This window comes from Mucilaginibacter sp. PAMB04274, from assembly GCF_039634385.2.
Lineage (GTDB): Bacteria > Bacteroidota > Bacteroidia > Sphingobacteriales > Sphingobacteriaceae > Mucilaginibacter.
In genome coordinates this window covers 429,646-456,575 of record NZ_CP155081.2, presented here as the reverse complement: position 1 = coordinate 456,575, position 26,930 = coordinate 429,646, and the positions used below count along the sequence as shown (strand labels likewise).

Below are 26,930 nucleotides of genomic sequence, written 5' to 3'. Positions count from 1 at the left end.
ATTGGCTTATTTTGCTAATGTGAACAAACAAACGCTAATTTCAAAATAGCTCACCCTTCAATCAGGACAGACAATGATGCCAACGCACTTTTCCTGTTGTGCGAAAAATCATGGAACAGGATGGCTTTGAAGTTTTCTTTCTGTTTATTTGTAACAGCTAATAATTAACCTTTCATCAACAAGCTGTGGCTATTTGATGAATAAATCCAAATAAACAACAATAACCTCTGCCATGAAAAAGCTGCAATTGCTCAGCATCACAGTATTGCTGTTATCAATGCTTAAAACAGCCAGTGCACAACCTTTTCAGGTACGTAGCCCTAACCAACAAATTTTAGTAAGGGTTGGGCTCGATGATAAGCGACTATACTATGAAGTAAGTTATAAAGGGTCTCCTATCATTTTAAAGTCGAAACTTGGGCTGATACGTGAAGATGCGGATTTTTCGAAAGGACTGGTGTTTGAAAACGTGCCCAAAGAGCTGATGGTTATTGACCGGTATAATTTGGCGACGGCAAAAAAAAGGAATATTACCTACAAGGCAACCCGGCAGTTTTTTCACCTGAAGAATCAAGAGGGCAAACTGATGGATGTCATATTCCAGGTGTCTGACGACGGGGTGGCTTTCCGTTATTACTTCCCGGAAAGATCAACAGACGTCAAGAAGATAACCGAAGAACTTACTACATACAAATTCAGCACAAATTCCAAAGGTTTTTTGCAGCCCATGTCTGATGCCAAAACTGGCTGGTCACAAACCAATCCCTCTTACGAAGAATATTATGAGCAGGGCATTCCGGTTGGCAAGCCATCGCCTATTAAAGCGGGTTGGGTTTACCCGGCCTTGTTTCAGTCGGGCAGTAACTGGGCGCTCATTAGTGAAACTTTTCCTGAGGGCAACTATTGCGGCACGCGCCTTAAGGCCGAATCGCCGGATGGCGAGTACGTAATAGGCTTTCCACAACCGGCTGAGGCTTTTACAGGCGGCAATTTAGGGCCTGAGTCAAGATTGCCATGGTATACACCCTGGCGTATTATCACTATTGGTTCGCTTAAAACCATTACCGAATCTACCATGGGCACCAATGTGGCTCCACCCGCCGTTAAGGCAGATGTCTCATTTGTAAAACCTGGGCAGGCCTCATGGAGCTGGGTGATTTTAAAGGACGACTCGACCAAATACAGCGTACAAAAACGCTTTATTGATTATGCAGCTCAGATGCACTGGGCCTACTGTTTAATTGACGCCGACTGGGACAGAAAAATAGGATATGAGAAGATAAAGGAACTGGCAGACTATGCCAAAATAAAAAACGTGGGCATTATACTCTGGTACAACTCAGCCGGAGCCTGGAACACAGCACCTTATACACCCCGCAATAAAATGCTAACGCATGAAAGCCGCGTGCAGGAATTTGCCCGCCTGCAAAAAATGGGCATTAAAGGCGTTAAGGTCGACTTTTTTGGCGGCGACGGCCAATCAATGATGCAGTACTACATTGATATTTTAAAAGACGCTTTGACCCACAAGTTACAGGTAAACTTTCATGGGGCTACGCTGCCCCGTGGCTTGCAGCGCACCTACCCTAACCTGGTTACTGCCGAGGCTATTAAGGGGATGGAATTTGCAACCTTTGAACAGCGCAATCAGGATATACAAGCCCAGCATTGCGCAACTATACCGTTTACCCGCAACGTATTCGACCCAATGGATTTTACGCCAATGGTGTTTGGTGAGATACCGCGCATTAAACGCAAAACCACCAACGCCTTTCAGTTGGCTTTGCCTGTACTGTTCTTATCGGGTATACAGCACATGGCCGAAACTGATCAGAGCATGCAAAAAGCCCCTGAATATGTAAAAAACTTTTTGCGCAACCTGCCCGCCCACTGGGATGAGGTAAAGTTTATAGACGGCTATCCCGGTAAACTGGCTATTATAGCCCGCAAAAGCGGCAACCGCTGGATCATAGCCGGTATTAATGGTGAAAATACTGAGAAAAGCCTCAAGCTCAATTTATCTGCCTTCAAGTATTTTACTAAACGCGCGTTGATTAATGACGGCAGCGAGGAGTTCTCATTTTCTACGACACCGGTTAATTCGGGTGCTACGCAAACGGTTAAAATAAAAGGGAATGGTGGATTTGTAATGACGTTAGAGAAGTAAACTTCCAATCGTCGTTGCGAGGGTGGTTTGCTTGTAGCTTACGCTTTATGGTAGGAAACTGAAACGTGTTATTAACTCTCTTCGTTTCCTCATTACCACAGCGGCTACATCTTGTGTCTTTAAAAAAGGAAGAAAACTACGTGCAACGACGGCATGAATGCCTCAAAACAAGGTGTGAACATTTCAACTCCGTGATAACGTCATCACACAAGGTCATACTTCGGCCTGTGCAATAGTTACCCGTGCTCTTTATTATGATATTGCTCTACTTTCTAAATCACTTTGCTGGCTGATGGGTAAAACCGGATAGCGTATCAAAGTTGGTTTTAATATCATCGCATAGTTCAAACAGGTTTTGAATGGTGACCTGGGCGGCCGAACGTTTACCCCATTTAAGGAGGCATTGGTCCCATATGTCGCCAAAATTAGTCATGCTGGCTATAACTTGCACCACATATTGAACCGATGCTTCTGTACTTTCAAACTCAATGGCTTCGAGCACATGTAGCTGCTTCATCAGGTCATAAATTAAAAATGGCAGGCGCTTATTGGCAATAATGCGAATATTGGTTTCGGCAGCGTTTACCTTAGTATCATACGATGCCTCAATGTTTATTTTTTGCGCGTCTATATAAGTGAGCACCATACTTTTCAGTGCTTGCTGTATCTCCTGTAATTGTGCAGTCATGAGGCAAAGGTTTTGTATTATGTCATTAACATTAATGTGTCTATTATCTGGTAGCTGGCTTTTTGAATCATCGTTTATAAGTTAGCATTCAAAAAGCAAGTAAATTTAAAATATCAGCTAACACCTTCTATCTTATACAAAGCAACAACTACGCCCCTACTACCCTGTTTATCAGGGTTTTTATCTACAAACGTTAATAAGTTTTCCACACGCATGTTAACAACTTCAAAATACTAAGCCATGTCCAGTTAATTTATCGTTGATTTACAGCGACTTATTGCATCCAATCTCAACACAAGTTTTAACACATTCTAAGTGAGCGCGATACGCTTATTATCCTCTTTGAAAACTCATTCATCAGTTTAATAGTTATAACCATATAAACACTACTGTTATGATGAGGTCGATCTGGAAAGGCTCAATTGGATTTGGGCTGGTAAACATTCCTGTTAAATTATACTCGGCCGTGCAAAACAGCACGCTCGATCTGGATATGCTCGATAGCCGCGACCACTCGCATATTCGCTTTTTGCGGGTAAACGAGCACACGCACAAAGAGGTTCCGTACGATAAAATAGTACGCGCCTACAAGCTGGATGATGATTACGTGGTGCTTGACGAACAAGACTTTGAGGATGCCAGTCCCGAAAAAACAAAGCTGATTGAGATTGAAAGCTTTGTGGAAGCGGTAGACATAAATCCCATGTATTACGAAACATCATATTATGCCGAGCCCGATGCCAAAAACAGCAAAGCCTATATACTATTGCTGGAAGCGCTCAAAAAAACAGGCAAAGCTGGCTTGGGGCGCTTTGTATTACGCAACAGCGAGAGCCTGTGTATTATCCACCCGGTTGAAAAAGCACTGGTGGTTAGCCGCATCCGTTTTGCTCAGGAACTGCGCTCAACCGACGACCTTACACTGCCTGATGCTACTGTAAGCAAAAAAGAACTAGATATGGGCCTGGCCCTGATTAAGCAGTATACCGAAGACTTTGACGTATCAAAGTTTAAGGACGAGTACACGGCTGAGCTGTTAAAGATCATCAAAGCCAAGGCTAAAGGTAAACGCCCAACCATTAAGAAGCTTAAGGTTGCCAAAACCAGCAGCGACGACCTGTACGATCAATTAATGCAAAGTCTCAATACACGGAAAGGAGCTTAAGCCATGAGTTTAGAGAAGTATGAAGCCAAGCGCGATTTCAAGAAAACAGCGGAGCCTAAGGGTGGCAAGGGTAGCGGCAAAACTTTAAGTTTTGTAGTGCAAAGGCACCATGCATCACACCTGCATTACGATTTTAGGCTGGAGCTGGATGGTGTGCTCAAAAGCTGGGCTGTGCCCAAAGGCCCGTCCATGAACCCCGGCGATAAACGGCTGGCCATGATGGTGGAAGATCATCCTTACGATTACCAGCATTTTGAAGGCGTGATACCCAATGGCGAGTACGGTGCGGGCATTGTGATAACCTGGGATCATGGCACGTACGAGTCGCTGGCCCCCGACCGCAAAGACGATGTAAAAACCCTGCATGCCGGCCTTCATTCGGGAAATCTAAAATTCAGGCTGAATGGGGAGATACTTAGAGGCGAGTTTGCATTGGTTAAACTGCACAACTCTGATAAAGAGGACGACAATTCCTGGCTGCTTATAAAGCACAAGGATGATTTTGCCGTAACCGCTAAATTTGACAGCGAGGCTTTTGTTCCTGATAATATTAAGGTGCTTAAAAATAATAAGGACGGCAAAGTTAAAAAGCTGCCTAAGCATGCGTTACTGGAAGTTGATATGCCAGCTAAAAAGGAAGCTGCCAAAGCAGCAACACCTGCTAAAAAAAGCGCTGCAAAGAAATCTGAAGACGAAAGCGGTAAACGCACACGTTACATAAAGCCCATGCTGGCCAAGCTTGAACCCCAATTGTTTGATGACGCCAACTGGCTATATGAATCAAAGATTGACGGCTACCGCGCTATCGGCTACACCGGTAAAAAAGCGGCGTTAATTTCGCGCAATGGTATTGAGTTCAATGAGAAGTATGAAAAGGTTTTTAACGAGCTGAAGCAACTGCCTGAAAAAGCTGTGCTTGATGGGGAAATTGTACTGGAAGACAGCCATGGCCGCAGTATCTTTCAGGATTTGCAGAACTATAACAGCCAAAAGAATAAACGCACATTAAGGTACTATGTGTTCGATCTATTGCAGCTGGACGGGCATGATCTGCGTGACTTGCCGCTCGTTAAACGTAAGGAGTTATTAAAAGCCTTTACAGCATCTTTTCCAAAAGAATCATCTATCACCTACCTGGAACATACGGTAGGCAATGGTACCGAGATGATGGTTAAATCGCAAAAGCAAGGCTGGGAGGGTGTAATTGGTAAAGATGCACAAAGCGTGTACGAAAGCGGCCGCCGCAGCGACCATTGGTTGAAGTTTAAAGTGCAGGCCTCACAGGAAGCCATTATTTGCGGTTACACGCCTCCTAAAGGTGCCCGTAAGCACATCGGCTCGCTGGTATTGGGCGTACAGCAGGGCGAAAACATTAAATACGTAGGCAATTGCGGCAGCGGCTTTAATACCGAAAGCTTGCAGGATTTGTTTGATAAGCTACAACCCCTTGTTACCACAGAAAGGCCTTTTCCCGACAAGATAAATTACCACGGTAAGGTAACCTGGGTGGAGCCCAAATTGGTTTGCGAAGTGTTTTATTCGGAGTGGACTGCCGACGGCAGCATGCGCCATCCGGTTTTTAAGGGCCTACGCATGGATAAAGAGCCAGACCACGTATTAATGGAAACACCCGACAAACAACTGGCTGATGAAACTACCGTTACTTACGGTAAAAAGAAAGTAAAGCTAACCAACCAAAATAAGCTGTACTGGAAAAAGGAAGGCATTAGCAAAGGCGAAATGCTTAACTACTACCGGGATATTGCCCCGCTAATGGTGCCGTATCTTAAAGATAAAGCCCTTTCCATGCGCAGGCAGCCAAATGGAATTGACGACCCCGGCTTTTTCCAAAAAGATGTGGATGTAACCCATTTACCCGATTGGATAAAGACCGAAAAGCTATATTCTGAAAGCAACGATAAAGATATCAATTACATTGTAGGCGATGATGAAGCAACATTGCTTTATGTAGTGAATTTGGGCTCTATTGAGATAAACCCGTGGTTGAGTAACTATCAAACGCCAGACAACCCCGAGTATGTGGTAATAGACGTTGACCCGCACGATGTGCCTTTTACCGAAGCTGTGCAGGTGGCCTTAAAAACTAAAGAGGTGTTTGACCGCATGAAACTTAAAACTTTCATCAAAACATCGGGATCTAAAGGACTGCACATTTACTGTTACCTGGGTGCTGTGTACGATTATGATTTTGTAAAGATGTTTGCTGAGTACACCGCGCACCTGATCCATGATGAGCTGCCAGACATTACCAGTGTTGAACGCAACCCGGCCAAGCGTAAAAACAAAACCTACATCGATTTTTTACAGAACCGCCGCGGGCAAACCATTGCTGCCCCTTATTCGGTACGGCCTAAGCCTGGCGCTACAGTATCTACCCCCCTGCACTGGCATGAGGTAAACGATCAGTTATCTTTAGCCGACTTTACCATATACACGCTAAAAGACCGACTTAAAAATGTAGAAGATCCCTGGAAAGATATACACAAAACTAAAGCCGACTTAAAAAAGGCATTAGCCCTTTTAAAAGAACATGCATAAAAAGCCAATCTATTAAGCAGGACTAATTGTTAGAAGCGTCACTTAATAACAAATGGAATGAAATTATTAGGAAATACATTAACTAAACTTACCGGTGCAAAAGCTATTGGCGCCGAAGCCATTGGTGCGCGGGCCATTGGCGCAACAGCAGTGGGCGCTTCGGCCGTCGGAGCTTCGGCATTGGGCGCATGGGCTCTTGGCGCGCTGGCCGTTGGTGCGGTTGCCATAGGAGCTGTGGCCATTGGCCGCGTAGCTATTAAGCGTATGGTGATTAAAGATTTGCAGGTAGGAACATTGACCGTCGATAAGCTGGTGATTAAAGAAAAGGAAGAACCAGTTGCCTAACAAATATGCTGTCGGTATGGGTTTATTGAAGGCTTTTAGCAGGGCAATATTGCTTCGCTAAGCTCATACTTATGGGCATAGCGGTTGAAGACCATATTTAAAAAGAAATGTGTATCTAAAATTTCAGCTTCTTCATCACCTTAACCAATAGGTGAGCAATCACCTGGTTGCCTTTATCAGAAGGGTGCAGGCCATCGTAGGTCATGCCAATTGCTTCAGGCGGGTAGGGATAATCGTCTTCGACGGGGTTAAACTTTAAGGTAGTATAATCCGGATAACGGAAGTTTTGATACCTACCGCTTACGGTATCTCTTAATCGCTTAAATTTCACTAAACGCTTTACCTTTAAACTGCCTTTGCTGTAAAGATCAACCACATTCAAATCCTCCTGCCTACCAATCTCTTTAACAGCATCTGCAAACTCGGCAAGCCATCGCTCATTCTTTTGCCTGTATGAGCCCCATGCATTATTTTTAGGATTGCGCAGATAAACAAAATCGGCACGTTGCATAGGTGTTAAGAGTATAATCTGGGCTTGCGGGCTTACCTTACGCAAGTAATTTATAATAACCCGAAATGCGCCGTAAACTGTAGCATAACCGGTGTTGTTATTGTAATCACTTATGGTGCCCAAAGGCTGGCTTCCCCACCAATCGTTAGTTCCCAACAACACTGTATATACATCAGCTTTCTGTATGCCCAGCTTTTCAATTTGCTTAGCTATGCGAATAGTGGTCCATCCGTTATGGCCCTGGTTGGTATATTGTATATAAGGAAGTTTTTCTGTGACCCGGCTTAAATAACCCTTCGTAACCCGGTTGCCCGTTTCGTCTAAATGGTCATTCAGGTATGTAATGGAATCGCCTATGGCTACCCACTTGATTTCCTTTTCAGGAACAAATGAGCTAATAGCCAAACTGAATATACCTAAAAACAACCATTTTTTTAACCGCATGCAGCAAACGTTTAAATGCTAAGATAGTATATCTGCCTTACTGTGCAGCTACTCTAACATAAAATGGAATGTTAGCGGTTGCTACTTTGTTATGCCCGTCGCTCACATATACAAACAAACGGTAAGCGCCTTCTTTTTCGGGTGTTTTAAGGATGGCCTTGTTCGTAACAACTGATGATAATAATCCGTTGATGGGTTGGGGTCTCGATTCATGGTCGCCTCCTTCTTTCAGATCGGTACTTTCGGGCAGCAACTCCCATCGGGTGGTTAATTTATCCTGGTTTGGATCGGCTACGGAAGCAACTGCATTATAGCTTTTACCAGGTTGCAGGTAAATATTGTCTGCAGCCGGTTTACCGTTCAACAAAAATGAACTTATATGCGGCGCTCGGTTTTTAGGCCAACTGCCTGTCCAAAGGTATTGCATCACGTCAACCACTTCATTTTCTTCGCCGGCCTCGGTAAACAGGCCATACCAGGTGGGAGTACGTTCCTGCTTTTGTCCCCATAAAAATACGTATGAACCCACGCAATGCTTATCCTGTTTAATAGATGCCTCATAACGGTTTTTATAAACGGCTGCTTTCTCACTACTTGTTTCCTCAACTGATGCCTTCCAGGGAGTTTGCGGTCCTTCCCAATGGCCTGTTGGCCCCCATTCAGTTACCATATAAGCGCCTTGCCAGCCTGCATCAAGCATTTGCTGAGGAACCTTGGCCAGGCCGCCATATACCTGCACTGATAATAAATCCAGATTGGGGCAGCGTACTTTGATGTAATCCACCTCACGTTTGTTAACCCCAGCCAGCATAGTAGTAGCCGGGTGATTGGGATCTTCCTGATGAATCATTTTGGCAATATCATTCACAGCGTCCCAAACTTTCGGGTTCTTATATTGCAGGTTAAGCTCATTACCAATACCCCAAATGAGCAGCGCCGGATGATTTTTGTATTTTCTTACCTCGTGTCTGAGCCTTTCGAGTTGCTGGTGTACGGCGGCTGTGTCATCATAATTAAAACCATGGCGCTCACGAGCAACATTCAAACCCATAGTCACACTCAGTCCCAGTTTCTGCGCCTGGTCTAACACATCTTGCCCGTTGCGGCTGTCCCAGGTACGCAGCGAGTTACCGCCATAACTGGCCAACCTGTCGCTATAATTAGTACCGCCGGCTCCTTTTATAAAATACGGCTTGCCGGCTCGTGTCAAGTTGAAACCTTGTTTACCTGCAACAACTTTAACAGGTAGCGGTGCAGTAACAGGCTGAGCATAGGCGCTAATAAAAAGGCCGCAGCACATTATTGCCGAAAAAGAAAATTTGCGGAAGTTCTTCATCATTAAAATTTGAAACGCATGAATAAGCCTTTACGTAAAGGGGTTATTTATTGGTTATTTAAGATCGTGAATATAGTGCAATTAGACCAAACAAAGGGGCGATTAGTGTGTAAAATACACCATTGTTACACAAACAATTTCATGGCTGTGTATAGTATAGTAATACACCTGCATGCGGCTATCATTGAGTAAAACCTTTACCCTAATAAAGCCGTAATTAAATAGCAACATCGTTAGCTTTCTTAACAGTTTTTAATGTTTAGCGTTTAAGTTTGTTTAGATACCTATTATTAACCCGATAGCTTTAACACATTACCCTTATGGCCATTTTAATTATTGAAGACGAACCCAATGTTGTATCTGTGATTAAACGCGGCCTGAACGAGTATGGCTTTGAGACAAGCGTAGCCACCAATGGGCTCACCGGCCTCCAGATGGCAACCGAGCATCAGTTTGACCTAATTATACTGGACGTAATGTTGCCTGGCATGGATGGCATACAAGTATGCCAGCATATTCGTAAAAACAACACGCAGGTACCTATATTAATGCTTACGGCGCTCGACTCTACTGAAAATATTGTAACCGGACTGGATAGTGGCGCCGATGATTACATGGTGAAGCCCTTTAAAATTATGGAACTGGCAGCACGACTCAGAACACTGTTGCGTCGTCGTAACGGCGATCAGTCCGTAAAAAATGTTCACAGAATAGCCGATATAGAAGTAGACACTGATGCCAAGACTGTAACCCGCAATCATACACCGCTAAGCCTTACCCCTACTGAGTACAGGCTTCTGGAATATTTCATTAAAAATCAAAAAAAGGTACTTTCACGCATTCAGATACTGGAAAGCGTTTGGGATATAGATTTCAATTTAGGCACCAACGTAGTAGATGTGTATGTAAATTACCTGCGCAAAAAGTTGGATAAAGACAACATCAACCGATATATACACACTATTTTTGGCATGGGCTATATGATGAAAGACACAGAGCAGCATGAAAATTCAAAGTAAGATAACCCTGCTTTTCCTGGCGCTTTCAACCGGTATTTTATTACTCCTTAACGCTTTCATCCTATATTTTGAATACCAGTTTAATTATGAAGACTTTTTTAAACGACTGGAAGCCCGCGTAAATATCAACTCACAGGTACGGCTTTTTCCCGGCGAAGAAAGCCGCGCTTACCAGGAGGTACGTAACCGGTATTTAGAAAAGCTTGATCACGAGAAAGAAGAACTCATCAAAGCCTCAAACGGAACATTTGACACGAAAGGCTTACCCTCCGCTTTTGTTGCCGAAATACTGGCTAAAGGGCGTGCACGTTTTAAAGTTAAGAATAAATTTTTTGCAGGTAAGGTTATAGTCCAGGGAAAGGATAAGTATCTTGTCATTGTATCGGCCCTGAATCCTTACGGTTTGCGTGAGATTGGCGAACTACAAAAGATATTGCTTATTGGTTTTTTTGGCTCACTGGTCATCGTATACTTTGTGGGCAAGGCGTTTTCTTATTATACTTTTACACCTATACGCAAGCTTACCGACAAAGTAAAAAGCATCACATCTGATAATCTGCACCATCGCCTTGATGAACCACAGGGCAAGGATGAAGTTGCCGAGCTAACCCATACATTCAACAACATGCTCAACCGGCTGGAAACAGCCTTTTCAACGCAGAATAACTTTGTGAGCAATGCCTCACATGAACTGCGCACGCCGCTAACAATTATCAACAGCGAAATAGAGCTTGCCTTAAATAAAGCGGAACTAAACGCAGCGCAGCGTCAGGTGCTCCACACCATCAATAGTGAAACCGATAAGCTAATACAAATTTTAAACAGTTTGTTATTGCTGGCGCAATCGGGCTTCGATGGCAAAAAGCAAAATTGGCAAAGCATACGCATGGACGAGCTGATCTGGATGTCGATTGAGTCGGCCAAAAAAATCCATCCAGATAGCAACATACAAGTCGATTTTTCGGCGCTTCCCGATAATGAAGATATGCTGCACGTATCGGGCAATAGCAATTTGCTCCGACTGGCCGTCACAAACATTATCAGCAACGCTTGTAAATATTCACATAACGAGTTGGTAAACATTAAGCTATCTGTGCAAAACAAACGTATCGTTATCAGCGTAACCGACCAAGGCATTGGCATTCCCTCTACAGAAGTACAGCATATTTTTGAACCTTTTTTCAGGGCATCCAATACGCACGATTATGAAGGTCATGGCGTGGGCCTGCCGTTAACCTTAAACATTATCAGGCTGCATAAGGGATCTATAGTCATACGTACGGAAGTGGATAGCGGAACGGAACTGCAGGTATTCCTCCCAATTGAGACAGCAAGTTAAACTCTAATGAGATTTTAATAACTCTCTTAAAAGTTATTAATAAGTGCGGGGTACAATTGTATTACATCAATTGTAACAACCAAAGATATTAATAACTATGAAAACATTGCTCATTCCTACCGATTTCGATTTAAAATCGTTGAACTGCGTACCAGGATTGGCACGTCGTTATGCGCCTGAAAAGGTAAATATCATCCTGGTTCATATGATGAAAATTACGGATAATATACAGGAGCTACTGATGTTATCCCGCCGTTCTACCGACTATCAGCACATATCAGAAGACTTTTATAATACTTGTACCGAAATAAGGCATAGTAACGCGGCTATTAGTAGTATTAAAGTAGAGTTTTTTTACGGGAGTACGGTAGCCGTTTTTAAAAACTTTTTAGAAGCACAGGAAGTGGATGCCATTGTGATGCTTGAGAATTATGAATACCGCATGCTCAACAAAAACAGCATTCAACCCTCATTGCTGGTTAGCCGTAGCGGTTTGCCATTAATACATACCGATTGCGCTACTACTCCAAAGCTTACAGTTGTAAAAACCGACGAGGCACTGGTTGAAGAAAGTGTATAACCCTTAAATATTACTGTTATGTTATTAAAAAAGAACATCCCTATCAGTTACGTTTTCGGGAAAATTAAATTAGAGTTGATTCTGGTTAGCGTTTACTCGGTTGCGGTGTATTTTGCGCATACGTACTTTGCTTTTTCGGGCGTATCGGTACCCTTGGCCATACATGGCATTTTAGGTACCATTATCTCCCTGTTGCTGGCATTCCGCTCTAACCAGGCATATGACCGCTGGTGGGAAGCCCGTACACTGTGGGGTGCTATTGTAAACGATTCGCGCTCGTTTGCACGCCAGGTGCTTACCTACATCGATAACTTATACGATGACAATGATAAGCACGACATGAAAGAGCGTCTTATTAAACGCCAGATGGCCTGGTGCTACAGCTTGAGCCAGCAACTTCGTGGCCAGGATGCACACCAAAGCCTCCATGAGTTTGTAAGCGATGATGAGCGCCAGGCGCTTGCCAACCAAAATAATGTGCCACTGGCCTTAATGGAACAGCACGGTACCGACCTGCGCCTGCTGCTGCGTATGGGCTGGATTAACGAGTACCAGCAGGTATGCATGGACGAAACCCTCACCCGCTTTTCGAATGCCATGGGTGCTTGCGAACGTATCAAAAACACAGTATTCCCGGTTACTTACAGTGTATATATTCATTTTCTGGTGCTGCTGTTTGTAATGCTGCTACCGTTTGGCCTTATTGAGCACTTCGGTATTTTGCAAATACCGCTGGTAGTGGCCATCGCATCTTCTTTCTTTTTGATTGAGAAAATGGCTATTCATCTGCAGGATCCGTTTGAGTGCAAACCAACCGACACACCAATGACCTCTATTAGCCGTAAAATTGAGCAGGATTTGCGCCAGATGCTTAAAGACGAGCGGCCTGTTAAAACTGATGGCGTAGCCATACCGCAGAATACGATGTTTTATATCTTGTAGTTTGTTTAAGTTCAGTGTTTGTTTGACCCGGAGCCGTTCCGTTTTTACGGGCGGCTCTTCTTTTTAATTACCACTGAAAAACAAGTTGAACGGGTATTGGATCTGATGCTGGCCCCTTGTTCAATAGCACCAACGATCAGTAATATAAAAGTTAGCGACAAATCTTATTGAGGAGATTAACGCTGTTATGGCCACAACTTACAACGCATTAAACGTTTACGGAGTGTTGTATAGTGCTCCTTTAAAGCTTGCAAAGCTGTAAAATAGGAGAATTATAGTTGAATAAAGTCTTCAATGCTATACCAGCCTCGTTTCAGAACCTCAGAAATAATTGATCCGCCATCCAAGCTTTCAAACAACTTCCTTTCTTAAATACTGCTCTCCTCCGCTTGTTCAATCCCGTCATGAGCAGGCTTTTCTTGCGTTGCGGCAGGTTGCTCATAGGCATAATTGCTGGCAGGATAAGGAACAATAAAAGTGCGGTGCACGCGTGCTGAGCGCTGGAAATAGGGTATCCAGATGGCTGCGGCTAATACCGCCCTAAAGATGCCCGACCCACCTTTGTCATCAAGCGAACCATACCCAATCATGGAGGCAACGGCATAATCGGCAATGGTAAACACCAGCACAAAAATGTATAACCCGGTGATATAATTAGGCAAAATATCGCGCCTGTTAACGAGCAGCACAAAACAGAATGCTGCATAACAAAGCAAAAACACATTACCTACAGCTTCAAAAACCAACAACGCTCCTAGAGACCAATCACTTTTTGAAGCCATAGTATGCCATTGATTAAGATTTAAAAAATCGTCGTTAATTAATACAGCCATTATCAAACGATATTCGACAGGAAAAACAAGCAGCTTACTTACTCCTACTGGAATAAAGCTTATGCTGAAGTAAGCCATTACAAATAAGTTAGCCCCATAGGGTTGTTGCTATCGTAATACACTGGCTCAAAATTTTCGTCGGCCAGTTCGCAGGAGGCAGTTATGGTTAGAAAGTTAACCTGGCCAAATATGGTAGCTATGGCAGCATCGGCAGCATCGCGGCCGGTAGCTATTTTAACCAAGCCATTAAGCGGCACCAGTTTAGTGGCATCAAATATTACCCATTCGCCGCCTATAAAGGCTTCAAAACAGGCATGAAAATCGGGTGGGTTAAGTTGATAGGCATAGCCGGTAAAATAACGGGCCGGAATATCGAGCGCGCGGCAAAGCGCTATGCCCAAATGTGCAAAATCCCGACATACACCGGCCTGCTCGGTAACGGTATCATATGCTGAGGTTTGCGAATTGGTAGAACCGCTCAGGTACTCTACATTGCTGTGTATCCAGTCGGTTAGGGCCAGTACCTTCTCGAAGGCATTATTTATTTTCCCAAACTTGTTATGGGCAAACCTGAATAATTTATCGGACTGGCAATAACGGCTTGGGAAAAGGTAAGGCAGCACAGAAGTGTCCATTTGCATAACAGGCACGTTGGTTAACAAATTACCCTCCGTTTGCTTAAACGACGTATCAATAACGGCATTATAGGCAATATTTAACTTGGCCGGCTCGGTAACCTCCACCCGTATAAAACGGTTTTCGGCATGCTGCGGCGTAAGTTCTTCTATTTTATGGTAGGGCTCAATCAAAAATGATTCTTCGAGCACGGCCTGGGCCTGGGTACGCAGGGCATGTATATTGAGTATAAACGTGGCTGGCGCTAATACGTCATACCCCAATGTTCCCACTACTCTAAATTTCATTATCCGCCTTTACAATATTATTTTCCAGCTTACTAAACGCAGTATCAATCCATTGGTTTGATATGTTATTCAGCGCATTTTTTAGTTCCTGGTGCCACTGTGCCGACACGCTTTCAAGGTCGGTGCTTTCATAATGATAATCAACCATATTAAAACTGTCTTTCTGGTACAGCGCCACATCAATTGGGAAATCCACATCGGCAGCGCTGATGCGGGTAGAATCGAAAGATAAAAAACCGGCTTTAAGCGCTTGCTTCATACTGGTGTCTCCCCTCAGGATGCGATTTAGAATAGCTTTACCTTGCGCAGCGTTGCCAATAATAACGTATGGCGCACCCTGCCCCAGTTCTACCCAGTTACCTTCCGGGTACAGTTGAAACAGCTTGTGTTCTTCATCGTCTTTCATCTGTCCGCCTATGATGGTGTTAAGGTTAAATTTAAACCCGGCCTTCTCTAATGATTCGCGGTCTTCTTCGGCCACCCGTTTCACCTGCTCACCAAAAGCATTTACCACTTTGTACAGCTTATTGTATTGCTGCAGGTTGCTATCCAGCAATTCGTCAAAATACACAATGGCCTTATCGCGCACCGAGCGCAGACCGCTGGTCATGATGAACAGCGAACAGCACTCCTTTTGCAGGGTGGTGAGTTTCTTTTTGGTGGTTACATCAGTCCCCGAAGTGATGCGGGTATCGGCAATGGCAACCAAGCCTTCTTTTACTTTAATGCCTAAGCAATAAGTCATGATCAGTTTATTTAATTAGGGCTGTTAAGCACCGCAAAGTAGCTTAAATTCATATGCCAGCAAAGCAAAAAAAGCTCGCAAGTAGTTTTCAGTTCTTTAAACGCAGGTTGGCATACCTTATAGTTGTGCTTGGCTTTGAGCCGAATATGCTACCTCCCTGCACCTCAATACCAACCGGTGCATCGCCTTTGTCTATTGGGGAAAATGTGATAACGTTGGTACCGTTGATGGATGTCCACTTTAAAGATTTGCCTTTTAGGGTTTTCAATACTGGTTTCCCCCGCACGGTAACCGGCTCCGAAAACGTTACTTGCACGGTACGATAAGGAGAGCCAAACTTTACTGCTACAATTTTAGGCTGCGCAGTTGTCTCCGGATTCCAAACGCAGTTAAAGGTCCATTCAGCCGTTATATCAGCCGGCTTAGGTGCGCCGGGTGCCTGGCTCAGGTTGTTGGCATGCCAGGGTTCGTCGCCACTATCTTTATGGCTGTTGTAAAAGTATGCCCTGCGGCCGTATCTAAACTCTTCGGTTAGTTTAGCGGGCGCATCGTCATCGCGGATGTTGGTAGTGCTGTCAGAAAACCGGCAGCCTATCAGATAAAATTGTGCGTCGCGCGGGTAACGGCCCAGTGCGTATTGATGTGCACCCTTGAACGATGAGTTTATAACAACCAGTTTTTTGCTGGGATCAAGGTCACCATCGTGCCAAAGCGCAGCGCGTGTATCAACCTCGTAAAAGGTAGAATTGGTTACATAGCACCAGCCACGGGGGCACAGGTAATCAACGTTGCCCTCAAAATGGCAGTCGGCATGGTAATAATAGCCGCCGCCTACCGCCCACAGTGCCACGGTATCATTCCCATTGGCAATAAAATCGCAGCCCTTGGTAAGCACAAATGAACCACGCCCGTACAGTGCGAATGTATGCCGGCGTTGCGGGTAAGTGTTGGCTATGGTAAGGTTTTCTAAGATAACCCCATCGCCAAAGATATTTAATACCCCACGCGATGGCTGCTCCACCCCGGCAGGTATTGAATACTCGATACGGGTTTGTTTGCGGCTTTCGCCTATCAGTGTTATGTTAGGCCGGTTAATGGTGAGCTTTTCATTATATACCCCGTTTTTAATATAGATGATAATACGATGCGTAGAGGCATTGGTTATGAATGACAGCGCCTCGGCAATGGTTTTAAAATTGCCTGAGCCGTCTTTTGCCACTACATAATCGGGCTTAAGGGTATCAATAGTGCTGATGGGCTTAACGGATGCGTTATAAGATGTAGCACTAATTGCCCATGTTTTTGTAAAACAAAGCAATAGCATCAACAGCAGGAATATGCCAGTATAGCTTTTTATTATCTTGTACATGAAACAGGCTTATAATGCTGAAAGTTAGATAATAAATTGAATAGCTGTAAGCTTCCTACCAGTCAGAACAGACTGTTTGATGAGATGATATAAAGATATGATAAGATGATACAAACCCCTCAAAAGCAAAGAAGTGCACTGACCAATCACTGTTTAATGCACTTCTTCAATACTTGTTGCTATTTACTTTAAGCTTAAAGAACCTATCACAACTGTTTAGGATCTGTAACAAGCCAACGAAGCTGCCATTTAAAGTAAGTTTTACAATACCGATCTAATTGATTTATAATGTTTTTTAAAATAAAAACGCAGCCCTTGCAGGCTGCGCTGTTTGTAAAGCAGAAATAGAAAAAAGATTATAAAGTTGCTACCGCGGTAAGCTTGATATCTCTTGATGATGCACCTACCAATATATTGTAGTTGCCTTTTTCGAGCATCCAGTTATTGGTTACATCATTAAAATACTGGAAAGCATCAGCGTTGAGGCTTAGGGTTACCTGCTTTTTCTCACCGGGCTGCAAAAACACTTTATCAAACGCTTTCAGCTCCTTTTCGGGTCGGGGTAAAAGGGATTGCTGCTGCTTTACGTAAACCTGTGCAATTTCGGCACCTGCTTTTTTACCCGTGTTGGTAACGGTAAAAGTAACGGTAGCCGTGTTGCCCTGGGTTTTCACTTGCAGGCCACTATAAGCAAATGTGGTATAAGATAAGCCATAGCCAAAAGCAAACTGCGGTTCAACTTTGTAGGTATCAAAATAACGGTAGCCTACATAAATATCATCATTGTAATACACGTTAACGCCATCCTTACTGGCCGGAAACTCGCCTAATTTATGGTCGGGTGCATCGGCCAGGGTTTTAGGGAAGGTCATGGGTAACTTGCCCGACGGATTTGTTTTACCGTAGATAATATTAGCCAACGCCGTACCACCTTCCATACCGGGGTACCAGGCCTGAATGATGCCGGGGGCATTTTGCGCCCACTGCGTCATATCAATCGGCCCGCCACCTAATAACACCACTACGGTTTTAGGGTTAGCTTTTAGTACAGCCTTAATCAGTTCATCCTGACCGAAGGGCATGTTCATGTCGGGCTTGTCGGTATCTTCCGCATCGTAAGCATTGTCTGCCCATTTGTTGTAATCGTAACCGTGCGTCCAGCCGCCAACTACAATGGCCACATCAGCTTTGGCAGCTGCATTAGCCGCCTCCTGAATCATGCCGGCATCAGCCTTGGCCCCGCGCTCAATTTTATAGCCCTGTGCGTAAGTGATCTTAACACCTTTGGCAGCTTGCTTCTTCAAACCATCCAGCGCGGTAACCTCGTACAAAGCCTTAATTTGCGAACTGCCGCCACCCAAAGCCTGCGGACGATTGGCATTAAAGCCAATTACAGCGATTGATTTAACTGCAGGTGCCAAGGGCAATATGTTATTCTGATTTTTTAACAACACTATACCTTCCTCGGCAATTTTTTGTGCGGTTTGCTGGTGTTCTTTTGTATTGAAAGTTCCTTTTTTGCGTTGCTTGTCAATCACATGTGTTTTAATCATCACATATAAAATGCGGCGCACCTTGTCGTTTATTAAGTACTCGGGCGTTTTGCCCGCTTTAACCAAAGCTAATACGGTATCGCCTAAAAAGTATTTGCGGTAATCGGGCTTATCACCTAAGGAAAGGTCGGTACCCATTTCAATATCAGTTCCGTTCCATAGGGCCTGCTGTGTATTATGCACAGCGCCCCAGTCGCTTATTACTATGCCTTTAAAGCCCCATTCCTTTTTCAGGATCTGGTTCATGAGGTAGTTGTTGTGCGTGGCCCACTCGCCGCGTACTTTATTGTACGAGCCCATCAGCGTATATACGCCCCCTTCCTGCACAGCGGCTTTAAAACCTGGCAGATAAATCTCCCGTAATGCACGCTCGCTTACTTCTACATTAATGCTGGTGCGTTTGGCCTCGATATTGTTAAGCGCATAATGTTTTACACAGGCCGATACACCCTGATCCTGCACACCCTTGATGTAGCCCACTGCCAGGCGCGAGATAAGGTACGGATCCTCGCTCTGGTACTCAAAATTGCGGCCGTTTAACGGCGAGCGAATAATGTTAATGCCAGGGCCTAAAATTACATCCTTGCCCCGATAGTTAGCCTCAGCACCGAGCACCGAACCAAAAGCATAGCCCAGTTTAGGGTTCCAGGTGGCGGCTAAACAAACGCCGGTTGGCAGGTAGGTACTTGCATCGGCAATACCCATACTGTCTTTATAAGTACGGCCATGCTCCAGCCTTACGCCATGCGGACCATCAGACATTACAAACTCGGGGATGCCCAGCCTTGGTACGCCGCCCGAGGTAAACGATGAGCTGCCATGTATCATGCTTACCTTTTCGGGCAAGGTCATTTGCTTGAGCAGGGCATCAGCTTGTTTAAAAACCTCAGCATCGGTTTGAGCAAAAGCGCCGGCCTGCTGCAGCAAAAGCGCCAGCAGTGCCGAGCCTTTGTAAATTAATTTAGTCAGTTTCATTAATAGATTATAGTATCAATAGTTAAGAAAGAAGGCAAGATTTATTTGTCGATCATTTTATAAACGCGCACATAATCTACCTCCATGGCTTTCGGGAAAACGCTTTCATCAACACCTTGCGCACCACCCCAGTTACCCCCTACGGCTACGTTTAACAACAAGTGGAACTTTTTATCGAAAGGCCAGGTAGCGTAACCTTTGCCATCGTTTACAAACTCAAATATCTTTTGGTCGTCAATGTATCCGCGTACGGCATAGGGCGTCCAGTCTACCCGGTAAATATGAAAAGCATCAAAAGCATCAACAATTTTTTTAGCATCGCCCTTTTGAGTGCCTATTGCACCGTTATAAGCCTCGGTATGCACAGTGATGTGTACATTAGTAGGGTCATAACCTACGTGTTCCATAATATCAATCTCGCCCGATTTTGGCCATTGCCCATAAGCAAAGTCAGTAGGCAGCATCCATATAGCCGGCCACGTACCCCGGCCTGAAGGCAATTTAGCTTTAATTTCGAACCGGCCGTATAAAAAATCGCCTTTACCTTTAGTTACCAGGCGGGCAGAACTATAAGCATTGGTACCAGAAGTTTCTTTGCGGGCAGTTATGGTTAATACGCCGTTAGATATACTGGCATTACTGGAGCTGTTGGTGTAATTTTGCAGCTCGTTGTTACCCCAGCCTGTACCGCCTAAATCGTAACCCCATTTGGTGCCATCCGGCGCACCGCTGGTGGTAAACTCATCGGCCCAAACGGGTGTTGTTTCAAATGCCCAGCCTTTGTCTGTAGGCGGACCAGCAACCACCTGTGTATTATCAGGCGGAAGGGGCTTTAAATCTTCTTTACCCGAGCAAGACATTAGCATGCCTGCCATGATAATCTTTCCAATAATCAAGGTATACATTTTGGAATTTTTTGTTGTACTGAAATTCATATGGTATCTTTTTCTTCACAAATCAAATAGCCGCCACCGGCGCCATAATTAGGCCGCAGCTTGAGGCTGCGGCCTGTAAATCATTTTATAGCAGTTGTATGCTGCCTACATAAAATATGCCCGGTACCTGGTGGCCTTCGCCGCCTAATTGTAATACAATCTGGTCATACAAAGTATTGCTGGCCACACCCGAGAAATCAAATTCAAGCTCAACCCACTCATTAAATTTGGTTACCTGCTTAACCACTTCGGTTTGTGTTTGCCACGCATTGCCACCCATTAATGAGTTTTGTAGTTTTAAGGCTACCTGTGGTTTTAATGTGCCGGTATAATTGTTGAGGCTTGGGAAGAACACTTTAACCCTAAACTTGTTGCGGGTAGTTAAATCGAAACGGTAATCGAAGGTATACTGCAGGTTACCGTATTGGTTAGCATCGCCGGTTAAGCGCTCATAATAAGCTACCTTGGCTGCGGTATTAAGTCCTTTAGGTACCGGATTGCTAAAGTTGGGCTGAAACACTATACCATCAGCCTTCCAGTTGATGGGTTTTATGCCATCAAATTTATCTACAATATCTGCAGCTTTTAACGGCTTTTGTATTACCGGACGCACGAACCCTTTGCGGATCAGCTTCAGGTACCAGGCATTGGCAGCGTTAGCTTTATCGCCAACTTTCAACCACATTTCATCATCAGATATGGATAGGATCTGATATTTGGAAACACCGGTGTAATAGGCTATAAATCCGTTGGTAATGGTCAGGAACTTTTTGGTTCCTTCATCTGTAATAATCCAACTCATGTTTGCTGGCGGCGTGTAATTCAGCGTTACATCGGCACCGGCAGCGCCACCTAAACCGGCTGCATTAGCGCCGTTAACAAAGGTGTTGCCATTGTTCGCATAAGTATATTTCAGGTTATTAGCCAGCGTAAAGGTCATCTCGTCATCGTAAAAGCCTTCAGAGGCTTTTTCATTTGGGCCAGCCTGGTACCACTCCGGAAAATCGGACGTGGCCGGACCAACACCCAAATGACCAGTTGAGGCTTTATCGATAACCCAGGTTTTGCCTGCTGTATTGTTGGCTCCACCGGTTAAGGAATTAAAGTCTGGCCGGTTAAGCATATCATACCGTGAGTTGGCTATGCGCACGGTTTGTGTGCTGGATACATAGCCGCCGCTGGTTAATATCGTTAACTTAACGGTGTACTCTCCGGCCAGGGCGAATGATCCGTTGATTTCCTCACCCGAACCGGTTTGGCCGTTACCCAGGTCCCAAACTGCTTTGGTTACCGGGCCCGAAAGATTTTTAAAAGTGATGATGTTAGCATTTGCGGCTGTTGGCGTGGCCGAAAACTTAACCTGATCGCTGGTAGGCGCATTACCCAGTTCAGGGTCGTCAACCTTACACCCCATCCAGGTAAGCACCATAAGCAGTACTGCGGCCGATTTCAATAAATATGTCTTCATTGCTCTTCTCTCTATTAAAAGTACAAAAAACTGATCTTAAAAATTGGGTTTTAATACGGGGCACAAATCGCGCTCACTTTGCGGTATTGGGAATAAGCCGCGGGTGGATTGGTTAAACGTCACGTTAAAGTCAACCTGATCGCCTATGTAGCCTGGTCCTCTTTGCCCTTGTATGGTAATAGCTGCATTTGCCACGGCAAGGCCCTGACGCAACAGATCCCAGTATCGGATACCTTCTAAAGCCAGCTCTGCACGGCGCTCCTGGTAAATATTGGCAAGTGTTGCGGGTTTACTACCCAGGCCTACACGGGCACGCACACGGGTTAAATAATTTTGTGCCTGGCTGCCACCGGTAACTACATCAAGCTCTGCAGCCATCAGCAACACATCCGAAAAACGGATAGAGCGGTAGTTGTTACCCCAGTTAAGCTCGGTTTGGCCTGATGTTGGGCGGTAATCGGCAGTAGTTGTATATTTTTTGCTAAAAAAGCCTGTATGCTGGTAACCGGTAGTTAAAGTGCCCGTTAAATCTGTCGCCGTATTCAAAATAGTTGCATCCCTGCGCGGATCATTAGCTTCGTAAGCGTTGTACAGCTGCTGTGTTACCGGTGCAAAGCTCCAGCCAGTAGTGTAAACCGGATCGCCGCTTACACGTGGGCCTTCCATTTGGGGCTGCATGTTGCCTTCGCCACCTTGTATGTAGTTCCAATCAAACCAGGGATTATCGTTAGAGTACGAAATCTCCCAAACCGACTCTTTGCTGAACTCATTGGCTTTGGTGAAGTTATCGGCATAGTTTCCCAGCAAATCATGGCCACTGTTGTTAATGAGGTCTTGCAGTTGGGTTAAAACATACGAACCATTTACAGCAACCGAACCAGCCTGCAATTCACCGTTGTAAACACCTTTATAGAACAGGTATACACGGCCCAGCAAGCCTTGCGCCGACCAGCGTGTAGCATGCGCTTTGCTAGTACGCAAGTCCGATTTATCTAATACCGGTATAGCTTCAACCAAATCTTTTGCAATCTGATTAAACGTTGCCGATGGGGCCGCCTGCTCTGTGCAGTATTCTGCCGGATTTTGAGGAGACAGTATCAATGGAATATTGCCAAACCACTTAGCCAGATCAAAATAAAAATAAGCACGTAAAAACTTACACTCGGCAGCCATCTTAGCTTTACTTGCATCACTCATGGTTATGCCCGGCAGTTTTTGCAACAGCAGGTTAGCGCGGTAAATACCGGTATAATGGTTGGCCCAGTAAACACGGATAAGCGAGTTGGAAGTTAATATTTTTTGCTGGTCGATCTGGATCATTTCGGGAGAGTCTGACCGGCTGGCCCCGCCCGCATAAGCATCGTCTGATGCAATGTCGGCCATCATAGGATCGGGGCTAAAGCCGCCGCCACCAGCATTTGTATGCCATTGCAAGGCATCATAAACACTATTTAAAGCCTCTGCTGCATCCTTTTCTGTTTTATAAAAATTTTGCTCTACCCGATTATCCAACGGGTTAAGGTCTAAAAATTTTTTACAGCCTGTTTGTGTAAATGTTAGTACACCGGCTAATATAATGGAGGTTGTATATTTATTTAAGTTCTTCATGAGTTAAGCCATTAAAAAGTTGCACTTAGACCTAAACGGTAAATCCGCGCTTGCGGATAAACGCCGCGGTCGATGCCAATATCCAGACTGCCGCGCGCGCCAATCTCCGGATCAAAACCAGTATAATTGGTTAAGGTTACCAGGTTGTCTCCTGAAACATAAACACGCAGCGTTTGTAAACGGAGTTTGGCAGCTATATTTTTGTTTAGTGAGTAACCCAATTGCAGCGTTTTCAAGCGAACAAAGTCGCCGTCTTCCAGGTACAGGTCTGATATGCGGGTATAATTACCGTTATTATCGCTATAAGTAAAACGAGGATAACGGTTGGTGCTGCCTTCACCTGTCCAGCGGTTAAGGTAAGTGGTTTGCATATTTGATGATACCAGATCTTGGCGGCGTATCCCGTTAAATATCTGATGCCCGAATGAACCAATAGCAAAACCGCTTAAGTCAAAACCCTTATATGCCAAGCTTAAGTTAAAGCCACCGGTAACATCGGGCGTAGGGTTACCCAGCTTGGTACGATCATTCTGATCAATTACACCATCTCCATTTAAATCCTTAAAGCGAACGTCGCCGGGTACAGCATCTGGCTGAATACGCACACCGTTGCGGCTGTAGGCATTAACTTCACCTACATTCTGGAAAATACCATCAGTTTGATATCCGTAGAAATAAGAGAACGGATCGCCAACAGTACTGCGTTGAACCTGGCCGTAGGTAGAAATGCCGGCACCACCTAATATGCCTTCGGCATTTTTGATCTCGATAACCTTGTTTTTGTTAAAGCTGCCATTAATACCGGCATTCACTTTAAACTCACCAAAGTTTTGCTGATAGTTTAAAGCTAACTCAATACCTGAGTTGCGTACCGAACCACCATTGGCAAAACCTGCTCCAACACCTACGCTTAACGGAATAGGCACTTGCAACAGCCAGCCCCGGGTAGTTTTAACATAATAATCGGCGGTGAAGGTAAACATGTTACGCAGGAAGGTGAGGTCTAAACCAACGTCAAGTTGTTCACCGGCTTCCCACCTGATATCAGGATTTGCTACGTATGTAGGAGATGCACCGCTTACATAACCGTTGCCGCTGCCATTGTAATAGGTATACCCGCGACCTACACCAATTACAGCCGCCCAAGGATAGTTATCGAGTGAGGCATCGTTACCCAGCTTGCCCCAAGAGGCACGCAACTTACCAAAAGTTAAGATATCGTTTTTAGGAATAAAGCTCTCCTCTGTAAATATCCAGCCTGCCGAAACTGACGGAAAATAACCAAAGGGATAGTTTTGCCCGAACTTGGATGAACCATCCCTACGTAGTGATGCAGAAAGCAAGTATTTATCAGCATAGCTGTAATTTACCCTGCCAAATATTGATGCTAAGGAATTTTGGCTGGCTCCGCCCCTGGCTACCGCCGTACCAGCATCAACAGCCAGGTTAAGGTAAGCCATGTTAGGATCACTTACCACAAGGCCGGTGTTTGAGCCTAACAGCGTTTCAGAATTCTCACGGCGTAAAGAAGTACCGGCTGTCACGGTGATGCTGTGTTTATCAAACTTTTTTTCATAGGTCAGTATGTTTTCCTGAGCCCAGCTGTAATAGCGGTCAACACCTTTATTTACGCTTGAATTGGTACTTTGCTGCGCTGCATTTAGGTAAAATAGCGGCGTGTAATTATTAGTGGTTACAAATGCCAGGTCTATACTGAAGGTTGACCGAAAGGTTAGGCCTTTCAAAATATTCAACTCAGCATAAGTATTCCCAACAAGTTTATCAACCCGCGTAAGGCCATTAGTAACCGCTAAACGTGCCAACGGGTTAACAATTTCCTGTGAGATGTAAGGTGATATACCATATACTTGCCCTTCGGGGTTCCTAACTAAGTTAGCCGAATTATAGCGGGATGCTGATAAAGCTGCCGGATCAGTTTCGATTACAGGTGTAATAGGGTCCAGGTTCAATGCATTACTTAAAACGCCGCCAAACTCCTGGTTAGGGTCAATTGATGTGCGGCGGATGTGTGCATAAGAAGCATTAGCTCCTACTTTCAAGAAGTCTTTAACCTTGTTATCAGTATTAGCACGGAAAGTGTAACGTTTAAAATCAGACTTATCGCCGCCTACAATACCTTTTTGGTTAAACAAAGAAAAATTAATAGCATAACTGTTTTTATCAGTTCCACCGTTAACGCCTACCTGATGGTTGTACATGGGCGCATTTTTTTCAAACAACGATTTTTGCCAGTCGGTACCTGTACCTGCAGGATATTTGCTTAGATCGGTAAAAATGGGTGAGCCACCGCCATTAATAGAACCTTCATTCTGCATCACGGCATATTCGCGGGCATCCAGCATGTTTAACTTACGCCATGGGTTTTGTATACCATAGTAACCATCGTAAGTAACGCGGGTGCGCCCATCTCTAGAGCCGCTTTTGGTAGTGATTAATACCACACCGTTGCCGCCGCGAGCGCCGTAGATAGCAGCAGAAGCAGCATCCTTTAATATATCCATTGATTGAATATCTGCTGGGTTCAGGTAATCAATTCCACCCACAATAAAACCGTCTACAACATATATAGGAGAGGAATTACCATTAGAACCAATTCCCCTGATGCGAACGGTAGGTGCATCACCGGGCTGCCCCGAAACATTGGTTACCTGCACGCCGGCAACACGGCCTTGTAAAGCCTGTTCAACGCGCGTAATAGGTGTTTGTGTAATCTGATCTGGCTTTACCGATGATATAGCCGATGTTACATTACGCCTAACCTGCGTACCGTAACCTATTACTACTACATCACTCAATGCAGTGGCCCTATCAGTTAATACGATTTGTATAGGGCTGGCAGTATTTACGGTATACCGTTGGGTTTCATACCCTATACCACTAAATACCAACACAGTGCCTAAACGTGGTATACGTACGCGAAACTCGCCGCTTGCGCCGGTGGCTGCACCGCCTGCTCCGCCCTCAATGGCTACGGTAATTCCGGGTACCGGAGAGCCGTCGCTCTTTTGAGTTACCGTTCCTGATACCTGAAGGTCCTGAGCCTTAAGCCCAAATGCCGACAACAGGAAAAGCATAAAAAAAAACGTAATTTTTCCTTTCATAGAAAATCGTAAATGGTTTATAAAATTGGTTTAACTGGTTAACAGGCATGAGGCCTGATTATTGATGAAGCAAATATATAGGGCCATTTAACTAATACGCTATTTTGCCATCCTATATAACCTATACAAGTATGTAGTAACCCCCTCTAACTCCCCTACTTTGCCACTACAAGCTTAATAATTTAAGAACACAAACCACTGATTATTAACATATTCATATTTTGATCTACACCTACACACCAAAAAGGCAAATTTCATAACCTTGTAGGGTATTATTCGGCATTTTTTTAGTTTTACTGCATTA

Annotated in this window: 20 protein-coding genes; 8 read left to right on the top strand and 12 right to left on the bottom strand. The window is 44.6% G+C overall.

The window, feature by feature from the left end:
* Positions 1-232 precede the first annotated feature (232 nt).
* The gene (locus tag ABDD95_RS01940) at positions 233-2,167 is read left to right on the top strand and encodes a glycoside hydrolase family 97 catalytic domain-containing protein (RefSeq protein ID WP_345950221.1); all 1,935 of its coding nucleotides are present in this window, start codon (positions 233-235) and stop codon (positions 2,165-2,167) included.
* A gap of 277 nt (positions 2,168-2,444) precedes the next feature.
* Here the strand turns inward: ABDD95_RS01940 and ABDD95_RS01935 are convergent, their stop codons facing one another.
* Positions 2,445-2,855 carry a hypothetical protein gene (locus ABDD95_RS01935; RefSeq protein ID WP_345950220.1) on the bottom strand — a complete coding sequence of 137 codons (411 nt, stop codon included), beginning with the start codon at positions 2,853-2,855 and terminating at the stop codon, positions 2,445-2,447.
* A gap of 397 nt (positions 2,856-3,252) precedes the next feature.
* On the opposite strand from ABDD95_RS01935, the gene ABDD95_RS01930 reads away from it, so the two are divergent.
* The 3 genes from ABDD95_RS01930 to ABDD95_RS01920 are packed head-to-tail and all read left to right on the top strand — an operon-like array spanning position 3,253 to position 6,924.
* Complete coding sequence (locus ABDD95_RS01930) at positions 3,253-4,020, top strand: Ku protein (RefSeq protein WP_345952084.1); 768 nt, start codon at positions 3,253-3,255, stop codon at positions 4,018-4,020.
* Between the two features lie 3 nt (positions 4,021-4,023).
* Positions 4,024-6,579: a DNA ligase D gene (ligD, locus tag ABDD95_RS01925; RefSeq protein WP_345950219.1), complete on the top strand. Its 2,556-nt coding sequence runs from the start codon at positions 4,024-4,026 to the stop codon at positions 6,577-6,579.
* 57 nt (positions 6,580-6,636) lie between these two features.
* Positions 6,637-6,924, top strand: a complete 288-nt coding sequence (locus ABDD95_RS01920; RefSeq protein WP_345950218.1) for a hypothetical protein — start codon at positions 6,637-6,639, stop codon at positions 6,922-6,924.
* 115 nt (positions 6,925-7,039) lie between these two features.
* Here ABDD95_RS01920 and ABDD95_RS01915 read toward each other — a convergent pair whose 3' ends face one another.
* Both ABDD95_RS01915 and ABDD95_RS01910 read right to left on the bottom strand, forming a co-directional pair.
* The gene (locus ABDD95_RS01915; RefSeq protein ID WP_345950217.1) at positions 7,040-7,879 is read right to left on the bottom strand and encodes an SGNH/GDSL hydrolase family protein; all 840 of its coding nucleotides are present in this window, start codon (positions 7,877-7,879) and stop codon (positions 7,040-7,042) included.
* 37 nt (positions 7,880-7,916) lie between these two features.
* Entirely contained in the window at positions 7,917-9,218 is a 1,302-nt protein-coding gene (locus tag ABDD95_RS01910; protein ID WP_345950216.1) for a glycoside hydrolase family 2 TIM barrel-domain containing protein, read from the bottom strand.
* Between the two features lie 317 nt (positions 9,219-9,535).
* On the opposite strand from ABDD95_RS01910, the gene ABDD95_RS01905 reads away from it, so the two are divergent.
* The 4 genes from ABDD95_RS01905 (at position 9,536) to ABDD95_RS01890 (ending at position 13,095) form a co-directional block, all read left to right on the top strand.
* Positions 9,536-10,234, top strand: a complete 699-nt coding sequence (locus ABDD95_RS01905; protein ID WP_345950215.1) for a response regulator transcription factor — start codon at positions 9,536-9,538, stop codon at positions 10,232-10,234.
* On the top strand, positions 10,218-11,573 hold the full coding sequence (locus ABDD95_RS01900) for a HAMP domain-containing sensor histidine kinase (protein ID WP_345950214.1): 1,356 nt from the start codon (positions 10,218-10,220) through the stop codon (positions 11,571-11,573). Before ABDD95_RS01905 ends, ABDD95_RS01900 begins: the two co-directional genes overlap by 17 nt.
* Before the next feature lie 97 nt (positions 11,574-11,670).
* Positions 11,671-12,153, top strand: a complete 483-nt coding sequence (locus tag ABDD95_RS01895) for a hypothetical protein (protein ID WP_345950213.1) — start codon at positions 11,671-11,673, stop codon at positions 12,151-12,153.
* Positions 12,154-12,171: 18 nt separating this feature from the next.
* Positions 12,172-13,095, top strand: a complete 924-nt coding sequence (locus ABDD95_RS01890) for a bestrophin family ion channel (protein ID WP_345950212.1) — start codon at positions 12,172-12,174, stop codon at positions 13,093-13,095.
* Positions 13,096-13,463: 368 nt separating this feature from the next.
* Here ABDD95_RS01890 and ABDD95_RS01885 read toward each other — a convergent pair whose 3' ends face one another.
* From ABDD95_RS01885 to ABDD95_RS01845, 9 genes are all read right to left on the bottom strand, one after another.
* Positions 13,464-13,928 (bottom strand): DUF2569 domain-containing protein, encoded by a 465-nt coding sequence (locus tag ABDD95_RS01885; RefSeq protein ID WP_345950211.1) that lies wholly within the window; start codon positions 13,926-13,928, stop codon positions 13,464-13,466.
* A gap of 77 nt (positions 13,929-14,005) precedes the next feature.
* Positions 14,006-14,851, bottom strand: coding sequence for a transglutaminase family protein (locus ABDD95_RS01880; protein ID WP_345950210.1), 846 nt, complete (start codon positions 14,849-14,851; stop codon positions 14,006-14,008).
* Entirely contained in the window at positions 14,841-15,596 is a 756-nt protein-coding gene (locus ABDD95_RS01875; protein WP_345950209.1) for a peptidase, read from the bottom strand. The genes ABDD95_RS01880 and ABDD95_RS01875 overlap by 11 nt, the downstream gene beginning before the upstream one ends.
* Before the next feature lie 88 nt (positions 15,597-15,684).
* Positions 15,685-16,965, bottom strand: a complete 1,281-nt coding sequence (locus ABDD95_RS01870) for a pectinesterase family protein (protein WP_345950208.1) — start codon at positions 16,963-16,965, stop codon at positions 15,685-15,687.
* 356 nt (positions 16,966-17,321) lie between these two features.
* Complete coding sequence (locus ABDD95_RS01865; protein WP_345950207.1) at positions 17,322-19,493, bottom strand: glycoside hydrolase family 3 C-terminal domain-containing protein; 2,172 nt, start codon at positions 19,491-19,493, stop codon at positions 17,322-17,324.
* A gap of 41 nt (positions 19,494-19,534) precedes the next feature.
* The gene (locus ABDD95_RS01860; RefSeq protein ID WP_345950206.1) at positions 19,535-20,398 is read right to left on the bottom strand and encodes a glycoside hydrolase family 16 protein; all 864 of its coding nucleotides are present in this window, start codon (positions 20,396-20,398) and stop codon (positions 19,535-19,537) included.
* 115 nt (positions 20,399-20,513) lie between these two features.
* Complete coding sequence (locus ABDD95_RS01855; RefSeq protein WP_345950205.1) at positions 20,514-21,896, bottom strand: PKD domain-containing protein; 1,383 nt, start codon at positions 21,894-21,896, stop codon at positions 20,514-20,516.
* Positions 21,897-21,932: 36 nt separating this feature from the next.
* Entirely contained in the window at positions 21,933-23,504 is a 1,572-nt protein-coding gene (locus ABDD95_RS01850; RefSeq protein WP_345950204.1) for a RagB/SusD family nutrient uptake outer membrane protein, read from the bottom strand.
* A gap of 11 nt (positions 23,505-23,515) precedes the next feature.
* Positions 23,516-26,626 carry a TonB-dependent receptor gene (locus tag ABDD95_RS01845; RefSeq protein WP_345950203.1) on the bottom strand — a complete coding sequence of 1,037 codons (3,111 nt, stop codon included), beginning with the start codon at positions 26,624-26,626 and terminating at the stop codon, positions 23,516-23,518.
* Positions 26,627-26,930: the final 304 nt, after the last annotated feature.

Bases quoted from the DNA above. Each gene is read 5' to 3' on its own strand.
- ABDD95_RS01935 (WP_345950220.1), bottom strand. From the start codon at position 2,855: ATGACTGCACAATTACAGGAGATACAGCAAGCACTGAAAAGTATGGTG.
- ABDD95_RS01885 (WP_345950211.1), bottom strand. From the start codon at position 13,928: ATGGCTGTATTAATTAACGACGATTTTTTAAATCTTAATCAATGGCAT.
- ABDD95_RS01940 (WP_345950221.1), top strand. From the start codon at position 233: ATGAAAAAGCTGCAATTGCTCAGCATCACAGTATTGCTGTTATCAATG.
- ABDD95_RS01855 (WP_345950205.1), bottom strand. From the start codon at position 21,896: ATGAAGACATATTTATTGAAATCGGCCGCAGTACTGCTTATGGTGCTT.
- ABDD95_RS01845 (WP_345950203.1), bottom strand. From the start codon at position 26,626: ATGAAAGGAAAAATTACGTTTTTTTTTATGCTTTTCCTGTTGTCGGCA.
- ABDD95_RS01870 (WP_345950208.1), bottom strand. From the start codon at position 16,965: ATGTACAAGATAATAAAAAGCTATACTGGCATATTCCTGCTGTTGATG.
- ABDD95_RS01860 (WP_345950206.1), bottom strand. From the start codon at position 20,398: ATGTATACCTTGATTATTGGAAAGATTATCATGGCAGGCATGCTAATG.
- ABDD95_RS01930 (WP_345952084.1), top strand. From the start codon at position 3,253: ATGAGGTCGATCTGGAAAGGCTCAATTGGATTTGGGCTGGTAAACATT.
- ABDD95_RS01900 (WP_345950214.1), top strand. From the start codon at position 10,218: ATGAAAATTCAAAGTAAGATAACCCTGCTTTTCCTGGCGCTTTCAACC.
- ligD (WP_345950219.1), top strand. From the start codon at position 4,024: ATGAGTTTAGAGAAGTATGAAGCCAAGCGCGATTTCAAGAAAACAGCG.
- ABDD95_RS01850 (WP_345950204.1), bottom strand. From the start codon at position 23,504: ATGAAGAACTTAAATAAATATACAACCTCCATTATATTAGCCGGTGTA.
- ABDD95_RS01865 (WP_345950207.1), bottom strand. From the start codon at position 19,493: ATGAAACTGACTAAATTAATTTACAAAGGCTCGGCACTGCTGGCGCTT.
- ABDD95_RS01895 (WP_345950213.1), top strand. From the start codon at position 11,671: ATGAAAACATTGCTCATTCCTACCGATTTCGATTTAAAATCGTTGAAC.
- ABDD95_RS01905 (WP_345950215.1), top strand. From the start codon at position 9,536: ATGGCCATTTTAATTATTGAAGACGAACCCAATGTTGTATCTGTGATT.
- ABDD95_RS01915 (WP_345950217.1), bottom strand. From the start codon at position 7,879: ATGCGGTTAAAAAAATGGTTGTTTTTAGGTATATTCAGTTTGGCTATT.
- ABDD95_RS01910 (WP_345950216.1), bottom strand. From the start codon at position 9,218: ATGATGAAGAACTTCCGCAAATTTTCTTTTTCGGCAATAATGTGCTGC.
- ABDD95_RS01920 (WP_345950218.1), top strand. From the start codon at position 6,637: ATGAAATTATTAGGAAATACATTAACTAAACTTACCGGTGCAAAAGCT.
- ABDD95_RS01880 (WP_345950210.1), bottom strand. From the start codon at position 14,851: ATGAAATTTAGAGTAGTGGGAACATTGGGGTATGACGTATTAGCGCCA.
- ABDD95_RS01875 (WP_345950209.1), bottom strand. From the start codon at position 15,596: ATGACTTATTGCTTAGGCATTAAAGTAAAAGAAGGCTTGGTTGCCATT.
- ABDD95_RS01890 (WP_345950212.1), top strand. From the start codon at position 12,172: ATGTTATTAAAAAAGAACATCCCTATCAGTTACGTTTTCGGGAAAATT.